This window comes from Arthrobacter oryzae (genome assembly GCF_003634095.1).
Lineage (GTDB): Bacteria > Actinomycetota > Actinomycetes > Actinomycetales > Micrococcaceae > Arthrobacter > Arthrobacter oryzae.
Map to the genome: position 1 here is coordinate 126,758 of NZ_RBIR01000008.1, position 19,601 is coordinate 146,358.

At 67.2% G+C, this 19,601-nt stretch carries 17 protein-coding genes; 7 read left to right on the plus strand and 10 right to left on the minus strand.

The features are described 5' to 3' along the window. Positions 1 to 5 precede the first annotated feature (5 nt). From C8D78_RS16065 to dinB, 7 genes are all read right to left on the minus strand, one after another. Positions 6 to 1,697: a UDP-N-acetylmuramoyl-L-alanyl-D-glutamate--2,6-diaminopimelate ligase gene (locus C8D78_RS16065; protein WP_244208439.1), complete on the minus strand. Its 1,692-nt coding sequence runs from the start codon at positions 1,695 to 1,697 to the stop codon at positions 6 to 8. A 132-nt stretch (positions 1,698 to 1,829) separates the two neighbouring features. After that, entirely contained in the window at positions 1,830 to 3,632 is a 1,803-nt protein-coding gene (locus C8D78_RS16070; protein WP_120954871.1) for a peptidoglycan D,D-transpeptidase FtsI family protein, read from the minus strand. A 45-nt stretch (positions 3,633 to 3,677) separates the two neighbouring features. Beyond that, positions 3,678 to 4,364, minus strand: a complete 687-nt coding sequence (gene ftsL / locus C8D78_RS16075) for a cell division protein FtsL (RefSeq protein WP_120954872.1) — start codon at positions 4,362 to 4,364, stop codon at positions 3,678 to 3,680. Then, a complete protein-coding gene (gene rsmH / locus C8D78_RS16080; protein ID WP_120954873.1) occupies positions 4,361 to 5,359 on the minus strand; it encodes a 16S rRNA (cytosine(1402)-N(4))-methyltransferase RsmH in 999 nt (332 codons plus the stop codon). The genes ftsL and rsmH overlap by 4 nt, the downstream gene beginning before the upstream one ends. 196 nt (positions 5,360 to 5,555) lie before the next feature. After that, positions 5,556 to 5,984: a division/cell wall cluster transcriptional repressor MraZ gene (gene mraZ / locus C8D78_RS16085; protein WP_090956633.1), complete on the minus strand. Its 429-nt coding sequence runs from the start codon at positions 5,982 to 5,984 to the stop codon at positions 5,556 to 5,558. Positions 5,985 to 6,390: 406 nt separating this feature from the next. After that, entirely contained in the window at positions 6,391 to 6,762 is a 372-nt protein-coding gene (locus tag C8D78_RS16090) for a DUF3040 domain-containing protein (RefSeq protein ID WP_120954922.1), read from the minus strand. Between the two features lie 321 nt (positions 6,763 to 7,083). Continuing rightward, positions 7,084 to 8,244, minus strand: coding sequence for a DNA polymerase IV (gene dinB, locus C8D78_RS16095; RefSeq protein WP_120954923.1), 1,161 nt, complete (start codon positions 8,242 to 8,244; stop codon positions 7,084 to 7,086). A 217-nt stretch (positions 8,245 to 8,461) separates the two neighbouring features. Between dinB and C8D78_RS16100 the strand changes: the two genes are divergently transcribed. Beyond that, positions 8,462 to 8,989 (plus strand): RodZ family helix-turn-helix domain-containing protein, encoded by a 528-nt coding sequence (locus C8D78_RS16100; RefSeq protein WP_120954874.1) that lies wholly within the window; start codon positions 8,462 to 8,464, stop codon positions 8,987 to 8,989. Beyond that, positions 8,986 to 10,080, plus strand: coding sequence for a polyprenyl synthetase family protein (locus C8D78_RS16105; RefSeq protein WP_120954875.1), 1,095 nt, complete (start codon positions 8,986 to 8,988; stop codon positions 10,078 to 10,080). Before C8D78_RS16100 ends, C8D78_RS16105 begins: the two co-directional genes overlap by 4 nt. 202 nt (positions 10,081 to 10,282) lie before the next feature. On the opposite strand, the gene C8D78_RS16110 is transcribed toward C8D78_RS16105, so the two are convergent. Then, positions 10,283 to 10,636, minus strand: a complete 354-nt coding sequence (locus tag C8D78_RS16110) for an Rv2175c family DNA-binding protein (RefSeq protein WP_120954876.1) — start codon at positions 10,634 to 10,636, stop codon at positions 10,283 to 10,285. 306 nt (positions 10,637 to 10,942) lie between these two features. On the opposite strand from C8D78_RS16110, the gene C8D78_RS16115 reads away from it, so the two are divergent. Next, on the plus strand, positions 10,943 to 12,325 hold the full coding sequence (locus C8D78_RS16115; RefSeq protein WP_120954877.1) for a lytic transglycosylase domain-containing protein: 1,383 nt from the start codon (positions 10,943 to 10,945) through the stop codon (positions 12,323 to 12,325). Between the two features lie 137 nt (positions 12,326 to 12,462). Continuing rightward, positions 12,463 to 14,628, plus strand: a complete 2,166-nt coding sequence (gene pknB / locus C8D78_RS16120) for a Stk1 family PASTA domain-containing Ser/Thr kinase (RefSeq protein WP_167467933.1) — start codon at positions 12,463 to 12,465, stop codon at positions 14,626 to 14,628. A 133-nt stretch (positions 14,629 to 14,761) separates the two neighbouring features. On the opposite strand, the gene C8D78_RS16125 is transcribed toward pknB, so the two are convergent. Further along, positions 14,762 to 16,153, minus strand: a complete 1,392-nt coding sequence (locus C8D78_RS16125; protein ID WP_120954878.1) for a class II 3-deoxy-7-phosphoheptulonate synthase — start codon at positions 16,151 to 16,153, stop codon at positions 14,762 to 14,764. Between the two features lie 88 nt (positions 16,154 to 16,241). Beyond that, entirely contained in the window at positions 16,242 to 17,099 is an 858-nt protein-coding gene (locus tag C8D78_RS16130) for a lysophospholipid acyltransferase family protein (protein ID WP_120954879.1), read from the minus strand. A gap of 113 nt (positions 17,100 to 17,212) precedes the next feature. Between C8D78_RS16130 and C8D78_RS16135 the strand changes: the two genes are divergently transcribed. The 3 genes from C8D78_RS16135 to C8D78_RS16145 are packed head-to-tail and all read left to right on the plus strand — an operon-like array spanning position 17,213 to position 19,594. Beyond that, positions 17,213 to 18,013, plus strand: a complete 801-nt coding sequence (locus C8D78_RS16135) for an alpha/beta hydrolase (RefSeq protein WP_120954880.1) — start codon at positions 17,213 to 17,215, stop codon at positions 18,011 to 18,013. Beyond that, positions 18,010 to 18,813, plus strand: a complete 804-nt coding sequence (locus C8D78_RS16140; protein ID WP_120954881.1) for an alpha/beta hydrolase — start codon at positions 18,010 to 18,012, stop codon at positions 18,811 to 18,813. The genes C8D78_RS16135 and C8D78_RS16140 overlap by 4 nt, the downstream gene beginning before the upstream one ends. Further along, positions 18,806 to 19,594 carry a hypothetical protein gene (locus C8D78_RS16145; protein ID WP_341867124.1) on the plus strand — a complete coding sequence of 263 codons (789 nt, stop codon included), beginning with the start codon at positions 18,806 to 18,808 and terminating at the stop codon, positions 19,592 to 19,594. The genes C8D78_RS16140 and C8D78_RS16145 overlap by 8 nt, the downstream gene beginning before the upstream one ends. Positions 19,595 to 19,601: the final 7 nt, after the last annotated feature.

The window sequence follows — 19,601 nt, forward strand, 5'->3', positions numbered from 1 at the left end:
TCGGTTTAGGACTCTATCCGGTGGTCTTCAAGAACGGTGAATCCCCGTGCTGTCAAGGCGTTCCGGAGCTCTACCCGGTCATCCAGGGCCAGGTTGACTCCCTTGACCTCCTGCCACACCTCGTGGCCCCGGCCGGCTACAAGGATGACGTCCTCCGGTGCTGCGAGCTCCACGGCCTTGAGGATGGCGGCGTCGCGCGGGAAGACCTCCAGGACGGTGCAGTTGAGGCCTTCGCCGTCCTTTGCCGCCTGGGCGCCGGAAAGGACGTCGGAACGGATGGCCGCCGCGTCCTCGTCATGGGGGTCGTCGTCGCTGACAATGACGACGTCGGCCAGCCGCGCCGCGATGGCGCCCATGGCGGGGCGCTTGCCCTGGTCGCGCTGCCCGGTCGCGCCGAAGACGATAATCACCTTGGACCCGGCGTCCGGGGGCCGGACGGCTTCCAGGGCACGTTCCAGGGCGTCCGGGTTGTGGGCGAAGTCCACCACGGCCGCCGGGGCCGTGGACACGAGCTGCATCCGGCCGGGCACGGCAACGGTGAAGGGGTCGGCGGCGTCGAGGGCGGCCTGCACGGCGGACGGGGCGTAGCCGCCGGCCAGCACCATGATGGTCGCCAGTGCGGCGTTGGCTACGTTGAAGCTTCCCGGCAGCCCGCTGTGGACCCGTAGCTCGGCGCCGTCGCGGTGCCGGAGCACGAAGTCGGTGCCGAGTCCCCGCGGGGTTGTCTGGACCACCGTCCAGTCGGCGGTCGCCTCAGCGGTCCGGGCAGCACTCCTGTCAGGCTCGTCGTGTCCGGTGCTGGTGTCGTGTCCGGTGCTCGTGGCGAGGGTCGTGACGGGGATGCCGGCGGAGGCGGCGAGCTTCCGGCCCCAGGCGTCGTCCACGGTGACCACCGCGGCCCGGGCGCGTTCGGGGGTGAACAGCCGGGCCTTGGTCTGGAAGTACTCCTCCATGGTCCCGTGCAGGTCCAGGTGGTCCTGGGTGAGGTTGGTGAACCCGGCGACGTCGAACACCACTGCGTCCACGCGGTGGAAGGACACTGCGTGCGAGGAAACCTCCATGGACGCCGCATCAAGCCCGCGTTCACGCATCAGGGCCAGCAGGGCGTGCACGTCCGTGGATTCGGGGGTGGTCAGCAGGCTGGGGATCGGCTCGCCGCCGGCAAGAATCTCAATGGTGCCGATCAGCCCGGTCCGTTTGCCCAGCGCCCGCAACAGGGAATTGATGAAGTAGGTGGTGGTGGTCTTGCCGTTGGTGCCCGTCACCCCGAACAGGGCCGGAGCCAGGGCCCCCTCGGGCCGGCTCTGGTAGATCAGCGCCGACAACCGCCCGACCACGCTGCGGGGCTCCGGGGCGAGCAGCACGGGGACCGGGATGTCGTTGGAGAGTGCCAGCAGGCGCGCTCCGGCGTCATCGGTCAGGACCGCCACAGCGCCGGCGTCGACGGCCTGTGAGACGAAGTCCGCCCCGTGCCTCGCGGCGCCCGGCAGGGCCACGTACAGGTCCCCCGGGTGGACCGTCCGGGAGTTCAGGGAGATCCCGGTGACCGGGACGGAACCGGATGCCCCGGGAACGACGACGCCGATCGACTCACCGATGGCTGCCAGCGGCACTGCGACAACCGCCGTGGGCCGGAAGCCGGGGGTGGAGTCGCGGCCGGACGGCGCGGAAGCGTCGGGGGCGGTGAGCTCTGACAAATGGATCTCCGTTGCGGTGCTAGTAGATCGGGCACTTTGTGGATCAGGCACTGCGCACGGAGACATGCTCCGGCCCGCAGGCGCTGTGGTGCGGCGCCGGTTCGTAACTTCCGGGTGCCGGGTGGGACAGGGCTACTTGGCGTACTGCGGCAGCCGGACGGGTTTGCCGGTGGAGGGCTCGACGTTGTACGTGCGCAGCGTCTGGCTCATCACCGAACGGAACACCGGTCCGTTGGTGATTCCGTAGATGCTTCCCTTGGGCCGTTGCAGGACCACCTCCACAATAAACCGCGGATCGTCCATGGGCGCCATTCCGATGATCGAGGCGGTGTACCCGCAGAAGCCGGATTTGCCGTCGTCGCACGGGGATTCGGACGTGCCCGTCTTGGCACCGACCCGGTAGCCGTCAATGGCGGCTTCCTTGATCTCTCCCTCGGTCACGGCGCTCTCCAGGATGTCGCGCACCTGCTTGGCGGTCTCCTTGGAGACCACCTGCTGCGGGTCCTTGACGGGGACCTTCTCCTCGGTACCGTCCGGATTGATGTAGCTGTCGATCAGCCGCGGCTGGAGCATTACGCCGCCGTTGGCGATGCTCTGGTAGGCACGGACGGTTTGGAGGGTGGACTGGGCAACGCCCTGCCCGAATAGCACGGTGTACTGCTGGCGCCCGTCCCATTGGTCGGCCGGAGTCAGGATGCCCTTGGATTCCGCCGGGAGGCCGATGTCCGGGGCGTCGCCGATGCCGAACTTCCGCAGCCAGCCGTAGCGCTGGTCCTTGCTCAGCCGCTGGCCGACCATCACCGTTCCGGTGTTCATGGAGAAGCCGACGATGCCGGCGAGTGTCCGTTGCTCCGTGCCGTGTTCGAACGCGTCGCTGAAGGTCTGGCCGTCCACGGTGTAGGTGGGCGGAATCGTGAAGGCATCCAGCGGCTTGGCCTTACCCTCTTGGATCACGGCGGCGGCGGTGATCATCTTCTCCACCGACCCCGGCTCGTAGGAGGCGGTGACGGCCCGGACGCCGCGGTCCTGGGCGGCAACCTTGCCGGGGTCGTTGGGATCGGGGGCGTCGGTGTCCGCCATGGCGATGATGTTGCCGGTCTTGACGTCCGAGACCACAATCACGCCCCATTCGGCGCCGAGTTTATCCTTCTGGCTTTGGATCGCTTGCTGGGAAAAGTACTGCAGGTCAGAGTTCAGCGTGAGCTTGATGTCCTTGCCGTTGACCGCCGGGGTCAACTGGTCCACACCCACCGGGATGCGAAGGCCGTCCGCGCCGATCTCGAAAACCCGTTTGCCCGGGGTGCCTTTGAGGATCTCGTCCTGGGTCTGCTCCAGCCCCGCCTGGCCGGTGGTGCCGTCCTTGAGGAACCCGACAATCCCGCCGGCCACGGAACCGTTGGGATAGACCCGTTTGCTGGTGCCTTCGGTGACAATGCCCGGGATCTGGAGCTTGGACACCTGGTCCTCGATGTCCGGCTTCAAGTCCTTGGCCACGATGTAATAGCGCAGAGTTCCGGTCAGGGCCTGGCGCAGCGCGTTCCGGTCCATGCCGAGCACGGCGGCCAGTTCGGAGATGCCCTGGTCTCTGGTGACCGTGACCAGTTCATCCTTGCCGTTGACCGTTTCGAGCCGGCGGAAGGAGTCGGTCTTGGTGTTGACGGTCTGGTCCACCACGATGTTGTAACGGATGACGCTGCTGGCCAGGACCGTGCCCGAGGAATCGAGGATGCTGCCGCGCTCTGCGGGCAGCACAATGGGCGTGAGCCTGTTATTGAGGGCGGCCTCGGCCATGCCCCCGACATCCAGCCCCTGGACCATGAACAGCTTGCCGCCGACCACCAACAGAAGCGACAGCATGATGCCGAGGCCCCAGCGGAGCCGCCGGGTGGCGTTTGGGGCTTTCGCCTTGCTTGCCTTGCCGGAGTTCTTCGCCACGGTGAGTCCTTGCTGCTTGCTGTGCTGGTGGTTGGTCAGTGGAGGTTACTGCCCGGGCACCTTCTGCGCGGGGGCCGGAACCGATCCGCCGTGGAGCTCCACGGCCGGGGCCGCGGGCTGCACGGGTTTGGCAGCGGCGGCAGCTGCCGGGGCCGGCACGGCGTCGGCCGGTTTCGTGTCGGCTGGCTTGGTGTCTGCCGGCTTGTGCTGGGCGAGCGGTTCGTTCTCCGTGGCCGGCGGAACGACGGTGAGCTGTCCGGCCACGGCGGGCGCGGCGATGACCGAACCCGGAGCGTCGCCCTTCACGGCCGGCTTCGCCTTGCCCGTGACGCTCAGGGTGGAGAGATCGATCTGGCCCTTGGCGAGGGAAGCCACCATGCCCAGTTCCGTGGCCTTGGCGGCGAGGTTCTGCGGGGCATCGAAGTTCTGCACCTGTTGGGTGAGGTCCTGGTTCTGCTTCGTCAGGGTGGTCTGCTCGCTGCGGAGCTGGACCAGCTGGTACTGCGCGGACGAGACGGAGATGTTCAGGACCAGCACGGCCATGAGCGCAATCGCCAGGAGGCCGAAGCAGAGGACGACGAACGGCGCGCGGCGCTTGCGGGGGGCCGAGCGGACCAGCGACAGCGGGGTGCGCGACTTCCGGGCCGGACCCGTGCCGGGGAGAACGCCGGGCAGGGCGCGGGCGGTCGCGCCTTGGGCAACGGGGTAGCTGTTGACTGCGGCGTAGCTCATGCTGCTCTCCTGGCTTTGATGCGTTCGACGGCGCGCAACCGGGCGGAAGCTGCGCGGGGGTTTTCTGCTATTTCGTCGGCGGTGGGCACCTCAGTGCCCTTCGTCAAGGTTTTGAGTTCGGGTTTGTGCTCTTCGAGCTCAACCGGGAAGCCGAGCGGGGCCGAGGACTTCGATCCTGCCTGGAAGAAACTCTTGACGATCTTGTCCTCGAGGGAGTGATAGGACATGACGACGACGCGGCCGCCCACGGCGATGGCCTCGATGGCCGCCGGGATGGCGCGCTCCAGGACGTCCAGTTCCTCGTTGACCTCGATCCGCAGTGCCTGAAAGGTGCGTTTGGCGGGGTGGCCGCCGGACTTGGCGGCACCGGCGGGCACCACCGAGCGGATCTGTTCTACGAGTTCCCCGGTGGTGGTGAAGGGTTTCTCGGCGCGCGCGGCCACAATTCTGTTGGCGATGCGGCCGGCAAACTTTTCTTCGCCCCATTTCCGGATGATCCGGACGAGGTCCTCTTCGCTGTAGTTGTTCACGACGTCGGCGGCGGTCTGGCCGCGGCTCGTGTCCATTCGCATGTCCAGCGGCGCGTCGAAGGAGTAGGCGAAGCCCCGCTCCCGCTCGTCCAGTTGCAGGGACGAGACGCCCAGGTCCATGAGCACGCCGTGCACTTCGGTGAAGCCCAGGTCCTCGAGGACCTCCGGGATCTCGTCGTAGACGGCGTGAACGAGGTCGGTCCGGTTGGCGAAGGGCGCCAGCCGCTCCCCCGCCAGGGCCAGTGCTTCCTCGTCGCGGTCGATGCCGATCAGGTGAAGATCGGGGAAGCGCTGGAGGAGGGCCTCCGAGTGGCCGCCCATGCCGAGCGTTGCGTCGATGACCACCGGAGTCTCGCCGCGGCTGCGGGCGGCGTCGAACCCCGGGGCCAACAAATTGATGCACCGGTCCTTGAGGACCGGTACATGGCGTTCGGACGTAGGCTTCGCCTGGTCGGGATCAGTCATGCCTTCGTCCTTCCGTCGGCGAGTGTGGTGGTTGCACCTTGCTGTTTGATGCTCTTACGCAACGTTCCTTGGTCCAGATCCCCATCCGCGCCTACCCTGCGCCGGCCTGGCTCCGGGGAAGTGAGCCAGGACAGCAACCGGATGGGCGGCTGGAGATCTCGATCAAGGAACGTGTGTGCTGGTGGTCAGTGGGGATTCAGAGAATCCCCGGGATGGCGTCGTCGGTTTCCGAGAAGGCGGTTTCCTTTTCGGCCAGGTACTCACTCCAAGCCTGGGCGTCCCAGATCTCCGCCCGGGATCCTGCGCCGATGACGGCGAGTTCCCGGCCAAGACCTGCGTATTCCCGGAGCGCTGGCGGAATCGTCACGCGCCCCTGCTTGTCAGGTACCTCGTCCGAGGCTCCAGAGAGGAAAACGCGGATGTAGTCACGGGCCTGCTTGGAGGAAATTGGAGCCTCCCGCATCTGCTCGTGAACCCGGCCGAATTCCGCCTCACTGAAGACGTAGATGCAACGCTCCTGGCCCCTTGTGAGAACCAGCCCGCTGGCAAGCTCCTCGCGGAACTTCGCTGGGAGGATAATTCGACCCTTTTCGTCCAGACGCGGCGAATGTGTGCCGAGAAACACGGCCCACCGCCTGTCTGTTCTAGGAAGTCCAACGTCCCCTGTGCTGCCACTACCCTCTTACGTCCTCCACATTACTCCACATCGCTCCACAGTCAACGACACGCCCGGGATGTTTAGACAAATTTGCGGATGTTTATCCCCTTTCTTCCCAGCATTTGCAGAGATTTGGCAGGGGTGGTGGAAAGTGGAGCGTTTTTGTGTGCCCGCGGCGATCACGGCTGTCCCGCCGGGCAGGAGGGCCGGCGCAGGCGCGGAGTAATTCCTTGGCGTGGCCATTATGGGAGCCGGCGACCTGGAAAATGGCGCCTTAAATGGCAAAAGACCCGCCGAAGCGGGTCTCGCGCTGCCCCCCCGGATTGGCCGGTGGCGGAAAGTGGAGGGCTCACAGAACCCCTCGTGGAGACGTTTAGGGTTCGCCCCTGTGACGTTCATCCCAGCGCTGCTCAAGATTGCTCATGAACGAACTCCGCGGCTTCCCCGGCTTGCGTCCGCCGGCCGCTTTGGCCTTTCCCACTGCCGAACTGCGCATGGTGGCGAAATACACGCCGGCGCCCATCACCACGAAGCCCAGGACCCCGACAAAGATGTTCTGCATCGACACACCCACCAACAGCAACAGCACCCCTGCGAGCGTAGCTAGAACGCCAATCACCAAGTGCCGGGTGGACCAGGATCGCCCGGGGACCGATCCCATGGAGCTGGCAAACTTGGGATCGTCTTCATGCAGCTGCTTCTCAAGTTGCTCCAGCAACTTCTGTTCGTGCTCCGAGAGCGGCATCACGACCTCCTCAAGTCTGCCATCGTCGCAGCGCGACGCGGCCATTGCCCTAATCCCCTAACGCCCGGGATTCCGAAGTGGTTCCCCATCGCCGTCATTGGCGAAAAGGGGCAATTCAAAAGTCCCGTTCAGGTCTTCAGCTGGCTAGGTCGTTGCCCGTGTGGTCGATCCAGTCGTCCTAAACCTAGGTATTAATAAGGATAGATTGTCGCGGCCCGTTCTGAAAGACAGTCTTAAGGCCCTGTCATTCCCTGCTGAGGCTTAACGGCGCCGCAAAGCGCCTAAACGGTGCCTGGTTGACGCCGGCAAGAGCCCGGCGGCTTATTCGGCGTCTCCCCCCGGATCCAGAAGGCGCGCCGGCAGAACGGATTTATTGCCGAATTTCCGGGTGACCGCATCGAGGGCCTGTTCGGCGGCACGCCAGTTGTCGTCCCGGCGGTCCAGGCTGAGCTGCAGCGGGGCTTCGGCGGCCACGTCCAGCTGTTCGGCCCGGATGCCCACGAGCCGGACTGTCATGGGCCGGTCGCCGACGGATTCCAGGAGCTGGACGGCGACGGCATAGAGAAGCTGGGCGCTGTCGATGGGGGTGCTCACGGTTCGGCTGCGGGTGATGGTGGAAAAATCCGCGTATCGAAGCTTGAGGGCGACGGTGCGGGCATGCATTCCGGCGCCGCGGAGGCGTTCCGCAGTACGGTGTGAAAGCCGCAGCAGTTCCCGATGCAGCAGGGCGTCATCCGCCGTGTCCGTGGCAAACGTCTCCTCGGCCCCGATGCTCTTTTCCAGCCGGACCGGGGTCACCGGCCGCGGATCGATGCCCCAGGAGAGCCGGTAGACGTGCTCCCCCGCGGCGCCGAGGAGCTTGCGCAGAGAGGGCAACGGCGAGGCCGCGACATCCGCCACCGTCCGGATCCCCCTCCGGGCCAGAACTTCCACGGTCTTGCCGCCGACTCCCCACAGTGCGCTGACGGGAAGGCTATGCAGGTACGGAACGGTCTCCTCGGGCCGGATCAGCAGCAGCCCGTCGGGTTTGCACCGGGTGGAAGCGATCTTGGCGACGAACTTGCTGGCAGCGATTCCCACCGAGGCCGTGATTCCCAGTTCCCGGAAAACGCGGGCCCGGATCAGCTCTCCGATCTCCTGCGGCGCACCCAGCCGCCGGATGGCTCCCCCGACGTCGAGGAAGGCCTCGTCAACGCTGAGCGGCTCCACGAGATCGGTGATGGACCCAAAGATGGCCATGATCTGGCCGGACACTTCGTAGTAGAGCTTGTGGCGGGGCTCGATGATGACGGCCGAAGGGCACATGCGCGCTGCTACCGCCATGGGCATCGCTGATCTGACGCCGAAGGCCCGGGCCTCGTAGGAGGCCGAGAGCACCACGGACCGCTCCGCCGGATAGCCCACAATGACGGGCCTTCCCTTGAGCTCGGGCCGGCTGCGCAGCTCCACCGAGACAAAGAACGCGTCCATATCCACGTGCATGATGCTGCTGCGCCGCAGTTCCCGCAGTGCGTCCTCGCTCAGTCGCCCAGCGGGCTGGAGATGGCGCTCGCCCGGGAGCTGGGGCTGCAGTTTGGCGGGCATGGTCGGCTGCGCTCTCTGCTGTTTGTCTGCGTCCGGCCCCACGTCTTCAATCCTATGCCCGGAGACTGACTAAACTGGAGGCTGATTCCGCTTCAACACCAGGAGGAAAATCCCTGTGAAGGTATTTGGACAGCGCAAACGTGCCGCAGCGGCCATCGCGGCGGCAGGCACGTTATTGGCCTTGGCCGCATGCACACCTGCCAGCACCGGAACTCCGGCGGCGGGGTCGGCATCGACCCCGGCCGCATCGCCGCAGTCCTCCACCACGGCGCCGCCAAGCCCGTCCGCGGAGCCCGGCACCTCGGCCACCGTCGGTGCCCTGGTTCCCGGTTTCCCGCAGACGCTGCTGCCGCTGATGCCCGGGGCCAAGGTGGTGTCGTCCAGCTTTGACAAGACCACGGTGCCGGCCACCGTGGCCCTCGTCGGCAGCATCAGTGCCCCGGCAGCCAACGTCCTGGCGTTCTACACCAAGGGGCTCGGGGCACACGGCTTCAAGGCCGTGCCCGGGGACGCCGTGGGCACCGTGCCCTCCAAGGACTTCCTGCGCGGGGACAACGAGACCGTCAACATCTCCATCATGGAGACCGGCGGCGTCTCCACGTTCACGATCGGCGCGAATGTCGCTGCCGAGTCCGTCAAGTGACACTCGCTGAACAGCTGCGGCTCGAGCAGGCGGCATTCGTCGCCTCTGTGGCCAGCCAGCTCACGGATTTCCTGACCAGCCGGCAGGCCGTGATGTCCGCAATCTCGCAGGACATCGATCCGCTCATGGGCTCGATCTCGAACCTGGTGACGGGCGGCAAGCGCCTCCGTGCCCTCATGTGCTACTGGGGGTGGCGCGGCGCTGGCGGCGAGGCCGGCGCCGCCGAGGTGGTGACGGCAGGCTCGGCCCTGGAGCTGTTCCAGGCCGCGGCCCTGATCCACGACGACATCATTGACCGCTCGGATACCCGCCGGGGTGGTCCGAGCGTCCACCGGCGCTTCAGTGACCTGCACGAGACCCAGGGCTGGGCGCTGGACAGTGAGCGATTTGGCCACGCGGCCGCCATCCTGACCGGCGATCTTTGCTTGTCCTTCAGCGAGGAGTCCTTCACCGAGATCGGGCACCGTGCGGCCTCCGGCAGCCCGGCGCGGCTGATCTTCAACCTCATGCGCGCCGAAGTGATGGCCGGGCAGTATCTGGACATCCTGGAGGAAGTTGCCGGGCCCCGGCGCGACCGGGCCGGGGCGGTCAGCCGGGCGCAGTCCATCATCAGGTTCAAGTCGGCCAAGTACTCCACAGAGCACCCTCTCGCCCTGGGCGGGGCCCTGGCCGGCGCAGGCGATGAGTTGCTGCGCGGCTACTCCGCCTTCGCGCTGCCGCTCGGCGAGGCGTTTCAGCTGCGGGACGACGTCCTGGGCGTCTTCGGCGACCCGGTCACTACGGGAAAGCCTGCCGGCGACGATCTGCGTGAGGGCAAGCGCACGGTACTGGTGGCATTCGCCCTGGACCAGGCCTCGCCGGCGGAATCGGAATTCATCGACGCCAAGCTGGGCAGCCCAGATCTGAGCGATGCCGACATCGAGGAGATCCGGCGGATCATCGTGGACTGCGGCGCGCTCCAGGCGACGGAAGTGCTCATTGACGAATTCGGGAAGGCTGCCTTCGCCGCCCTGGACCTGCTGCCGTTGGAGGAATTGCCCAAGACGGCGCTCCGCAAGCTGGCGGAGGCCACCGTCAGCCGCGCCTCCTGAGGCCTGCGTCCACGAAACAGTTCCTGCGTCCGGGAATCCCGGCCCGCTCACGGCCACGCTCGGGTCTGGTGGCAGGATTTCCCGTGCCCGAAGAGACTTTGGACCATACACCACGGGCCGTGCAAAGCGGCATGCGCTTTACACGGCCCGCAACGGCGCGTCTTTGGGGGTGCTGTCCGCCGGGAGGGCTGTCAGCCGGCTACTACCAGGCCAGGGACTGGGCCCGGCGGCGGATTTCGGTCTTGCGCCCTTCGCGCAGGGCATCGATCGGCCGGCCGCGGAGGGATTCGTCCGGGGTGAAGAGCCAGGTGATCAGTTCCTCATCTGAATATCCGGCGTCCGAGAGGACAATAATCGTGCCCTTCAAGCTCTCCACGGCGTGGCCGTCCTGGATGAAAGCCGCCGGTACCGAACGGATGCGCCGGTCACCGATTCTGATGGCCGCCAGCGCACGCTCGTCCAGCAGTGCATGGACTTTGGTAATAGATACGTTCAGTAGCTGTGCGACATCGGGCAGGGGCAGCCATTCGCCCACGAGGCTTTCTACATTACTCACGGATAAAGATTGCCACGCGGGGTGCCCCGCCGCATAGTCGGGCGCCGGGGAAATGACGTCCGCGGCTGCCGCCGATCGGCCCGGCCGGGAACGCGCCCGGCTCACCGCGGACCCGCCGGGGGCGCCGTTGGGCCGACACGACGCCGAAATCCGGTTTACGGAATATCAAACAGTTCTTGTGCTAATTACTAATTCGTGAGAGATTCACATGGATCACATTTGTAACAGCTATAACATTTGTCACACTGGTAACACCAGTTGTACCGGCCTGACCGCAGCGTTGCCGCTGAGAAGAGGATCTTTCCAATGACAACCGCACGTTCGCCACAGCACCACCCGAGGCCCAGCCTGCCGCTGATCGCGGCGACGACGGCGGCGCTTCCCGCCGTCATGCTTTCCTCGCTGGCGATCGCCCAGCCAGCCGCGGCCGAGCCGCGGCCGCGCGCCGTTCCGGCGACACTGGCGGCGGCCATGCGAGCCCAGGCGGTGGAGGCAACGTCCGTCAAAGCGGCAGTAATCCCCGCGGCGTCCGTTCCGGCAACCGTCCCTGGCGCGCTGCGTCCGGCGAAGCTGGCGGCTCCCGCCGTCTACACGATCGCCCGCGGCGACACCATCAGCGCCATTGCCGGCCGCTACGGCCTGGACACCAGGGCCGTGCTCACACTGAACAAGCTGCAGGCGAACACCGTGATCTACCCGGGGCAGAGGATCAAGCTCACGGGCTCGGCGTCGGCGGCTACCAAGGCCGCCCCCGCGCATTCCGCCGCCGCTAAACCGGCCTCCGCCAGTTCCGCCGGCGCGGGCCGGATCTACGTCGTGAAATCGGGCGATACCCTGGGCGGCATCGCGGTGCGCCACGGCGTCGGGCTTTCCGAGGTCCTGAAATGGAACGGGCTCAACATGGGCTCCATCATCTACCCCGGTCAGAAGATCAAGGTTGGCGGGTCCAGCACGGCGGTTCCCTCCGCTCCGGCCGCAACACCCGCCGTCCGCCCGGCGCCGTCGACGCCGTCGGGTTCCTACACCATCAAGGCCGGCGACACCCTCTCCGGCATCGCGGCCCGCAACGGCGTCAGGCTCTCGGATGTCCTGTCCGCCAACCGGCTGACGGTCTCCAGCATCATCTACCCGGGGCAGAAACTCGCCATTCCAGGCGCGTCGACGATTGCACCGGCCTCGAGCAAGCCGGCCGCCAGCACGCCGCTGGTTCCCAGCTCGTTCCTCGGGTTCAGCTACCCGGCCGCAGTGGTCACCTCGGCTAACCAGAACAAGGCGCTGCTCAACGCCTCACCGGTCCCCAGCCGCGAAGAGATGAAGTCAATCGTGGCTGACACGGCACGGCGCATGGGCGTGGACGCGAGCTTGGCCCTGGCCTTTGCCCTTCAGGAATCCGGCTTCAACCAGCGCGCCGTGTCGCCGGCCAACGCGATCGGCACCATGCAGGTCATCCCGTCCTCGGGCACGTGGGCCTCGGACCTGGTGGGCCGCAAGCTGAACCTGCTGGACCCGTACGACAACGCCACGGCGGGCATCGCGATCATCCGCCAGCTGGTCCGCACGAGCCCGAACCTGGACGCTGCCGTTGCCGGCTACTACCAGGGTCAGTACTCGGTCAGCCAGCACGGCATGTACGAGGACACCAAGGCTTATGTGGCCGCCATCAAGGCCAACAAGAAGCTGTTCGGCTGACCTGCCGCGCGCAGGAGCCGCCCGAACAGACGTCACCGCACGCTTAGGGCAGGCTCCGGCGCCACGGAGCGTGAGGCTACGGGCCCGGATCGCATGTTGATTCGGGCCCGTTTCCGTCCAGCGACTACGATTGTAAAGTGCAGGAATACGTGTCGGACGCTCTCGTCGGGAACCTGGTGGATAATCGCTACCGGGTTCAATCCAGGCTTGCCCGCGGCGGGATGTCCACCGTGTATCTCGCCACGGACCAGCGCCTTGAGCGCGATGTCGCACTGAAGGTGCTCCATCCCCACCTGGCTGACGACCCACAGTTCCTGGACCGGCTGGGGCGCGAAGCCAAGGCGGCGGCACGGTTGTCCCACCCCCACGTAGTGGGCGTCCTGGACCAGGGCGAGGACGGCCGCCTCGCCTACCTGGTCATGGAGTACATCAAGGGACACACCCTGCGGGACGTCCTCAATGACAAGGGCGCCCTGTCACCGCGGCTGGCCCTGGCGCTGATCGATCCGGTGGTCGAGGGCCTGGGCGCCGCGCACGCCGCCGGCATGATCCACCGGGACATCAAGCCGGAAAATGTCCTGATAGCAGACGACGGGCGGATCAAGCTCGGCGACTTCGGACTGGCACGTGCCATCTCAACGTCCACGAGCACCGGCGCCCTGATCGGGACCGTCGCCTACCTCTCCCCCGAGCTCGTCCTGGGCAAGCAGGCGGATGCCCGCAGCGACATCTACTCGGTGGGCATCATGCTTTACGAAATGATCACCGGCCGTCAGCCGTTCGACGGCGAGGTGCCGATCCAGGTCGCCTACCAGCACGTCAATTCCACGGTGGACGCTCCGTCCGTGCGGGTGCCCGGGCTGGCCGCGGAGATCGACGAGCTCGTCCAGTGGTGCACGGACAGGGATCCGGACAAGCGCCCCGTCGACGGAAACGCGCTCTTGTCCGAACTCCGGCACATCAGGACCAACCTCAGCGACGCCGAACTCGATCTCCAGCCCCCGGCGGCCATCCGCAGCTCGCTGCCGGCAGCGGCCGCCCCGCCGGGCAGCCCGCACCCGGCGTCGGATGCGCGGGACACCGCCTACGTGCCGGCTCCGCCGGAGATGCCCACCGAAGCGTACGGCCGGCTCCAGCAGCCCACCGAAACATACGGCAGCCTCCAACGCCCCACCGAGATGATCGCCCGCAACAGCGGCAACCCGACCACCGTCATGTCCAATGCCCCGCAGCGTCCTGCGTATGGGCCGTTGTCCACCCCGGACGAGGTCGCCTACCCGGGGTCCGGGTACGACGAGGAGGGCGACGTTGCGACCGCCCCCAGCAAGCGCGCCCAGCGCAGGCTCGATCGGGACGAGGAAAAGGCGCGGCAGCGCGCCGCCGCCACGCCGACCAAGACCCTGCACGAAGGGAACCCCCGACGCCGCGGGCTGCTGTGGATTGTCCTGATCGTGGTCGCGGCGCTGCTCGCCGCCGTCGCCGGCTGGTTCTTCGGCATGGGACCGGGCTCGCCCGGAACGATCCCGCCGGTGGCCAACAAGACGGTTGCCCAGGCCCAGGAGCTGCTCCGGACCGCCGGGTTCCAGTCGACGGTCAAGGATGTCTTCAACGACGACGTCTCGCCGGGCCTGGTGGTCGGCTCCGAACCGGCTGCCGGCCAGGTCATCCGAAAATTCGAGCCGGTGTCCCTTGCCGTCTCCAAGGGCCCGGAGCTTTTCCCGCTGCCCGAGCTCACAGGCAAGACCCTGGACGAGGCCAAGAAGGCCCTCAACGGCGCCAAAATGGCTCTAGGGCCGGTCACCGGGACATACGATGAGTCGGCGCCTGCCGGGACCGTGCTGGCCCAGGTGCCGCACGGTGGAAAGCCGGCCAAGCACGGCACTCCGGTGGGCCTGACGGTCTCGAAGGGCCCGCAGCCCATTCCGGTTCCCGATGTCCGGGGCCAGGACCGCGGTGACGCCGTGGGTGCCCTTGAGGCGGCCGGGCTAAAGGCCGCGGTCTCCCCGGAGCCCGTCAATGACCCCAAGGTTCCCAAAGGCTCGGTGGTGTCGCAGGATCCCGCCTCGGGCAACCTGACCAAGGGCGGAACGGTCACCCTGACCATCTCGAAGGGCCCGAAGCTGGTCCATGTTCCCAGTTTCATCGGGAAACAGGCCTCGGAAGCCCAGAAGGCCCTGGAGGACCTCGGTTTTACGGTCCAGGTGGACAACATCCTGGGCGGATTCTTCGGAACAGTCCGGGCACAGGATCCGGTGGACACGAACGTGCCGGAGGGCTCGGTCATCACGCTGACCGTGGTCTGAGCGGAGCCGCACCCGGCTCAGGGAAGGCCCCACGAAAGAAGGCCCCACGAAAGAAGGCTCCGCCCGGCTGGTACAGCCGGGCGGAGCCTTCTTTGTCAGGACTTCAGTCAGCGCTGCGGGTCAGCGCAGGGGTTTAGCGCTTGGCCAGGGCACCGGCCACGAGGAAGGCCATTTCCAGGGACTGCATGTGGTTCAGGCGCGGATCGCAGACCGATTCGTAGCGGTCAAGGAAGGCCTCCTGATCGATCGGGTCCGCTCCGCCGAGGCATTCGGCGACGTCGTCGCCCGTCATCTCCACGTGCAGTCCGCCCGGAACAGTGCCGAGCGCATGGTGGACCTCGAAGAATCCGCGCACTTCGTCGATGACGTCGTCGAAATTGCGGGTCTTGTAGCCGTTCGGCGACGTCACCGTGTTGCCGTGCATGGGGTCCGTGACCCACAGGACCTGTGCCCCGGAGGCGGTGACGCGCTCGACGATCGGGGGCAGCTTTTCGCGGATGTTGCCGGCGCCCATGCGGGTAATGAAGGTGAGCCGGCCGGGCTCCCGCTCCGGATCCAGCTTGTCGATCAGGCGCAGGGCATCGTCGCCGCTCGTCGACGGGCCGAGCTTGACGCCGATCGGGTTGCGGACACGGGAGAGGAAATCAACGTGCGCGTGGTCCAGTTCGCGGGTACGTTCCCCGATCCACAGGAAGTGCGCCGAGGTGTCATAGGGCAGTCCGGTGCGCGAATCGATGCGGGTCAGGGCGCGCTCGTAATCGAGCAGGAGGGCCTCGTGGCTTGCGTAGAACTCCACCCGTTTGAGCGCCTCGAAGTCGGCGCCGCAGGAGGCCATGAACTTGATGGCGCGGTCGATGTCGCGGGCCAGCGACTCGTAGCGGGCGTTCGCCGGGTTCTCGGTGAAGCCCTTGTTCCACTGGTGCACCAGGCGCAGGTCCGCGAAGCCGCCCTGCGTGAAGGCCCTGATCAGGTTCAGGGTGGAAGCGGAGGTGTGATACGCCTTCAGCATCCGGCTGGCATCGTGCGCACGGGACTCGGGGGTGAAGTCGTAACCGTTGACGATGTCGCCGCGGTACGCCGGGAGGGTCACGCCGTCGCGGGTTTCGTCGTTGGAGGAGCGCGGCTTGGCGAACTGGCCCGCCATGCGGCCCATCTTGATGACCGGCATGGCCGCACCGTAGGTGAGGACCACGGCCATCTGCAGAATGGTCCGGACGCGCGCACTGATCTTGTCCGCCGTGGCCGCCTCGAAGGTCTCGGCGCAGTCGCCGCCCTGGAGCAGGAAGGCCTTGCCCTGCGCGGCGGCGGCAAGCCGTTCCCGAAGGATGTCCACCTCGCCGGCGAACACGAGGGGCGGCAGGACGGAAAGTTCCTTGACGGACGCCTCGAAGACGGCCTGATCGGACCACGTGGGCTGCTGCGAGGCCGGGAGCTCACGCCAGTTGTCCAGTCCGGGATAGTTGGCGGCTCCGCTCTGGGCGGTGCTGGTCAGCGGGGAAACTGGTTTCTCAGATAGCTCGGTCACCCTCTAAGGATAGATGTCCCATCCGGGTTCGTCGGCCCCGCCTGTCATTCGCATGCCGGATTCCGTCACATGGCATCCGCGCAGCCGCTCAGTCGGTCCCCGGAGCCTCCGGGCCGTCGTCGGCTGTCGGAGCCGGCGCGTCCTGCCCGCGGGCTGCCGCCGGGTCTGTGGGCACCGGTTTCTGCGCTGTGTCCGGTTCGGCGTCCTGCGTTGTGTCCGGTTCGGCGTCCTGCGCTGTGTTCTCCACCGGGGCCGCCTCTTGGGCCTTGCCCGTCTGCCGGAGTTTCACCACGGCGGCGTACTCGTCCACGTATTCCTGGCCGGACAGCCGCATGAGTTCATACATGATCTCATCGGTCACCGAACGCTGGATCAGCCGGTCATCCTCCATCCCGTAGTAGCGGCTGAAGTCGAGCGGCTCGCCGAAAATCATGCCGATGCGCCGGATGTTGGGCATGCGCTTGCCGATCGGCTGCACTTTGTCCGTTCCGATCATCGCCACCGGAATGACCGGCACCCGGGCCTGCAGCGCGAGCCGGGCAACGCCCACCTTGCCGCGGTACAGCCGGGCGTCGGGGCTGCGTGTCCCCTCGGGATAGATGCCCAGGAGCGAACCGCCCTTGAGCACGTCCATGCCGGCGTTCAGGGACTGCGCGGACGCGGCACCGCCTGACCGGTCCATGGGGAGCTGGTTGGTCAGCCGGAAGAAGGCCGCGGTGAGCCGGCCCTTGATCCCGGTGCCGGTGAAGTATTCAGATTTCGCCAGGAAGACGACGGGACGCGGCACCATGACCGGCATGAAGATCGAATCCGAGAAGGAGAGGTGGTTCGAGGCCAGGATGGCGGCACCCTCGGCCGGGACGTTGTCGAGGCCCTTGACCCAGGGCCGGAACAACAGCTTCAACACCGGTCCCAGGACAAACGTCTTCATGAACCAATAAAACACTCGGTGACCTCTCGGGAAGGCGGCTGGCCGGCCGCCCGAACCGGGTCCGGCCAGGACTTCAATGGACACCTTACTCTAGTGAGTTTTGCCGCCAGGGATGACACGATGGGCTCATGACGGAAAGCCATACTTCCCCGGGACCCGCCGCTTTCAGCTACCCCGGCCACGGCACCAACGCCCGCACCGGCGTGGCCATCTGCCACGGCTTCACCGGCAGCCCGCTGAGCGTCCTGCCGTGGGCCCGGCACCTGGCCGACCGGGGTTTCGCGGTGTCGGTGCCGCTGCTTCCCGGGCACGGAACCCACTGGCGCGACCTCGCCCGGCAAGGCTGGCGGGACTGGTACACGAGCTTTGAGACGGCGTACCTTGACCTGGCCGCGCGGACCAGCGACTGCTACGTCGCGGGGCTTTCCATGGGCGGCACGATCGCCCTGCGCACCGCGGCCCGCCACGAGGTCGCAGGCGTGGCCGTGGTGAACCCCGGCCTGAGCTTCTATGACCGCAGGGTCCGGGTGGTTGGACTGCTCAAGTATTTCCAGCGCACCACCACGCCGGTCCGGGAGGAGAATTCCACGGCGCCCACCACCGACGACGGCGACTATTCCCTGACGCCGCTCGCGGCAGTTCACCAGCTGCGCCGGCTGTTCTCCGCGACGCTGAGGGAACTGCCGGCAGTGCAGGCACCCGCCCTGGTCTTCAAGTCGGACGCCGACGTCGTGGTCCCGCCGTCGTCGCTGGAGCTGCTGCGCAGGCGCCTCGGATCCCGGGAGCTCCGGGTGGTCCGCCTTCCGCACAGCGGACACGTTGCAACGCTGGATGCCGATGCGCCGTTAGTCTTTGAAGAATCAGTGCGCTTCTTCCTTGAGCACACCCGCTCCATGACGCCGCCAACCGCCCCATCGGAGACTTTATGAGCATCCTCCCGGACCACTCGCCGTTCAGCAGCCCGTTCACCGGAACCGGTCCCCGGACCGGCGTCGTGGTCTCCCACGGCTTCACCGGCAGCCCGCACAGTGTGCGGGACTGGGCGCTGTCCCTGGCAAGTGCCGGATTCGCCGTCCGGATGCCGCTGCTGCCGGGGCACGGCACCAGCTGGCAGGAGCTGGCCCGGACCCGCTGGCAGGACTGGCACGCGGCCCTGGACGCCGCCTACCTCGAGCTCGCCGAGGAATGCGACGTCGTGGTCATGGCGGGTCTGTCCATGGGCGGGACCCTGGCGCTGCGCATCGCGGCGACCCGCCCCGTGGCGGGTGTGGTGGTGGTCAACCCCGGCCTGGTGATCGATGACCGGCGCGCCCCGCTGGCCGGCATCTTGAAGTTCGTCCTCAAGAGCACCCCGGCGATCGCCAACGACATCCTTAAACCGGACATCGATGAGGGCGCGTATCCACGGACGCCCGTGGCCGCGGCCCACGAGCTCAACAAGATGTTCAAGGACACCGTGCGGCTGCTGCCGCGCGTCACCGCGCCCGTCCGGGTCTACCGTTCCTCGGTGGACCATGTGGTCTCCGAGTCCAGCATGGTGGCCCTGCGCCGCGGGTTGACCAACGCCCCGCTTGAGGTGGTCCCGCTGGAAAACAGCTACCACGTCGCCACGATGGATAACGACGCGCCCGGGATCTTCAGCGGCACGGCCGAATTTGTCCGGTCCGTGGCGGCCGCAGCCAGCCCGGGCGGCTCCCCCGCCGGCCGGAAGGACACGGCCAATGACTAAGCCCGAGCCCGGTGTCCCGGATCCTGAGACTCCCGATCCTGACGCCGCAGGCGCGCCTTCTCCCGAGCCCGACGCGGCCGGCACCCCTGACCCGGGCGCCAACCCGCGTCACGAGCCCGAACCCCGCGGACCCGGCGAGCCCGGGCCCCGCGAGTCCTCGCACCACCAGCCCTTGGAACACGAGCCGGAGGACGCCTCCGCCGCTGATGCGCAGGCCGCCGATGACGACGCCGTCTGGCTGGATCTTGTCGCCAGGCTCGAAGAGGTGCGACCCCCCGGGGACGAGGCGACCCGGGGCGGACCCGCCGGCGGGAGGGGAAGCACCGGCGGATCGGACAGCGCCGGAGGACCAGACACCGCCCGCGGCGCCTCGCCGGCCTGGACATTCCGCGACTTTGACCCGCTGGGTCTCGCCGGTACCGCACCGATCGAGCTCTCCGCCGAGGAACGGCTCTCCCCCGCTTCCGGGACGCCGGCGGCTGCAGGCGGCGCCGAGCTGCCGGACACCACGTCCGGGCCCCGCGACTACGAGTCCGACGACGACGGCGCGTTTGTCCCGGAGGAGCCTCCCAGCCTGGCGAACGCAGACCCGACGACTGTCCTTGCCTGGTTAGGGGCGGTGGGCGGGCCGATCGCGCTGCTGCTCTCGGCCATGTTCTGGCGTTCGGCCCCGCTCCTGGCCATCCTTGGCATGGTGGCCGCGTTCGCGGTCTCCGTGGTGTTCCTGATCATGAAGCTGCCCAGCGAGAAGGACGACAACGACGACGGAGCCCGCGTCTAGCCGGAGT

What these genes read in the sequence shown, in the direction of transcription:
- rsmH (WP_120954873.1), bottom strand. Translation starts at nt 5,359, where the DNA reads ATGACTGATCCCGACCAGGCGAAGCCTACGTCCGAACGCCATGTACCG.
- C8D78_RS16145 (WP_341867124.1), top strand. Translation starts at nt 18,806, where the DNA reads ATGACTAAGCCCGAGCCCGGTGTCCCGGATCCTGAGACTCCCGATCCT.
- C8D78_RS16115 (WP_120954877.1), top strand. Translation starts at nt 10,943, where the DNA reads ATGACAACCGCACGTTCGCCACAGCACCACCCGAGGCCCAGCCTGCCG.
- ftsL (WP_120954872.1), bottom strand. Translation starts at nt 4,364, where the DNA reads ATGAGCTACGCCGCAGTCAACAGCTACCCCGTTGCCCAAGGCGCGACC.
- C8D78_RS16135 (WP_120954880.1), top strand. Translation starts at nt 17,213, where the DNA reads ATGACGGAAAGCCATACTTCCCCGGGACCCGCCGCTTTCAGCTACCCC.
- C8D78_RS16140 (WP_120954881.1), top strand. Translation starts at nt 18,010, where the DNA reads ATGAGCATCCTCCCGGACCACTCGCCGTTCAGCAGCCCGTTCACCGGA.
- dinB (WP_120954923.1), bottom strand. Translation starts at nt 8,244, where the DNA reads ATGCACGTGGATATGGACGCGTTCTTTGTCTCGGTGGAGCTGCGCAGC.
- C8D78_RS16090 (WP_120954922.1), bottom strand. Translation starts at nt 6,762, where the DNA reads ATGCCGCTCTCGGAGCACGAACAGAAGTTGCTGGAGCAACTTGAGAAG.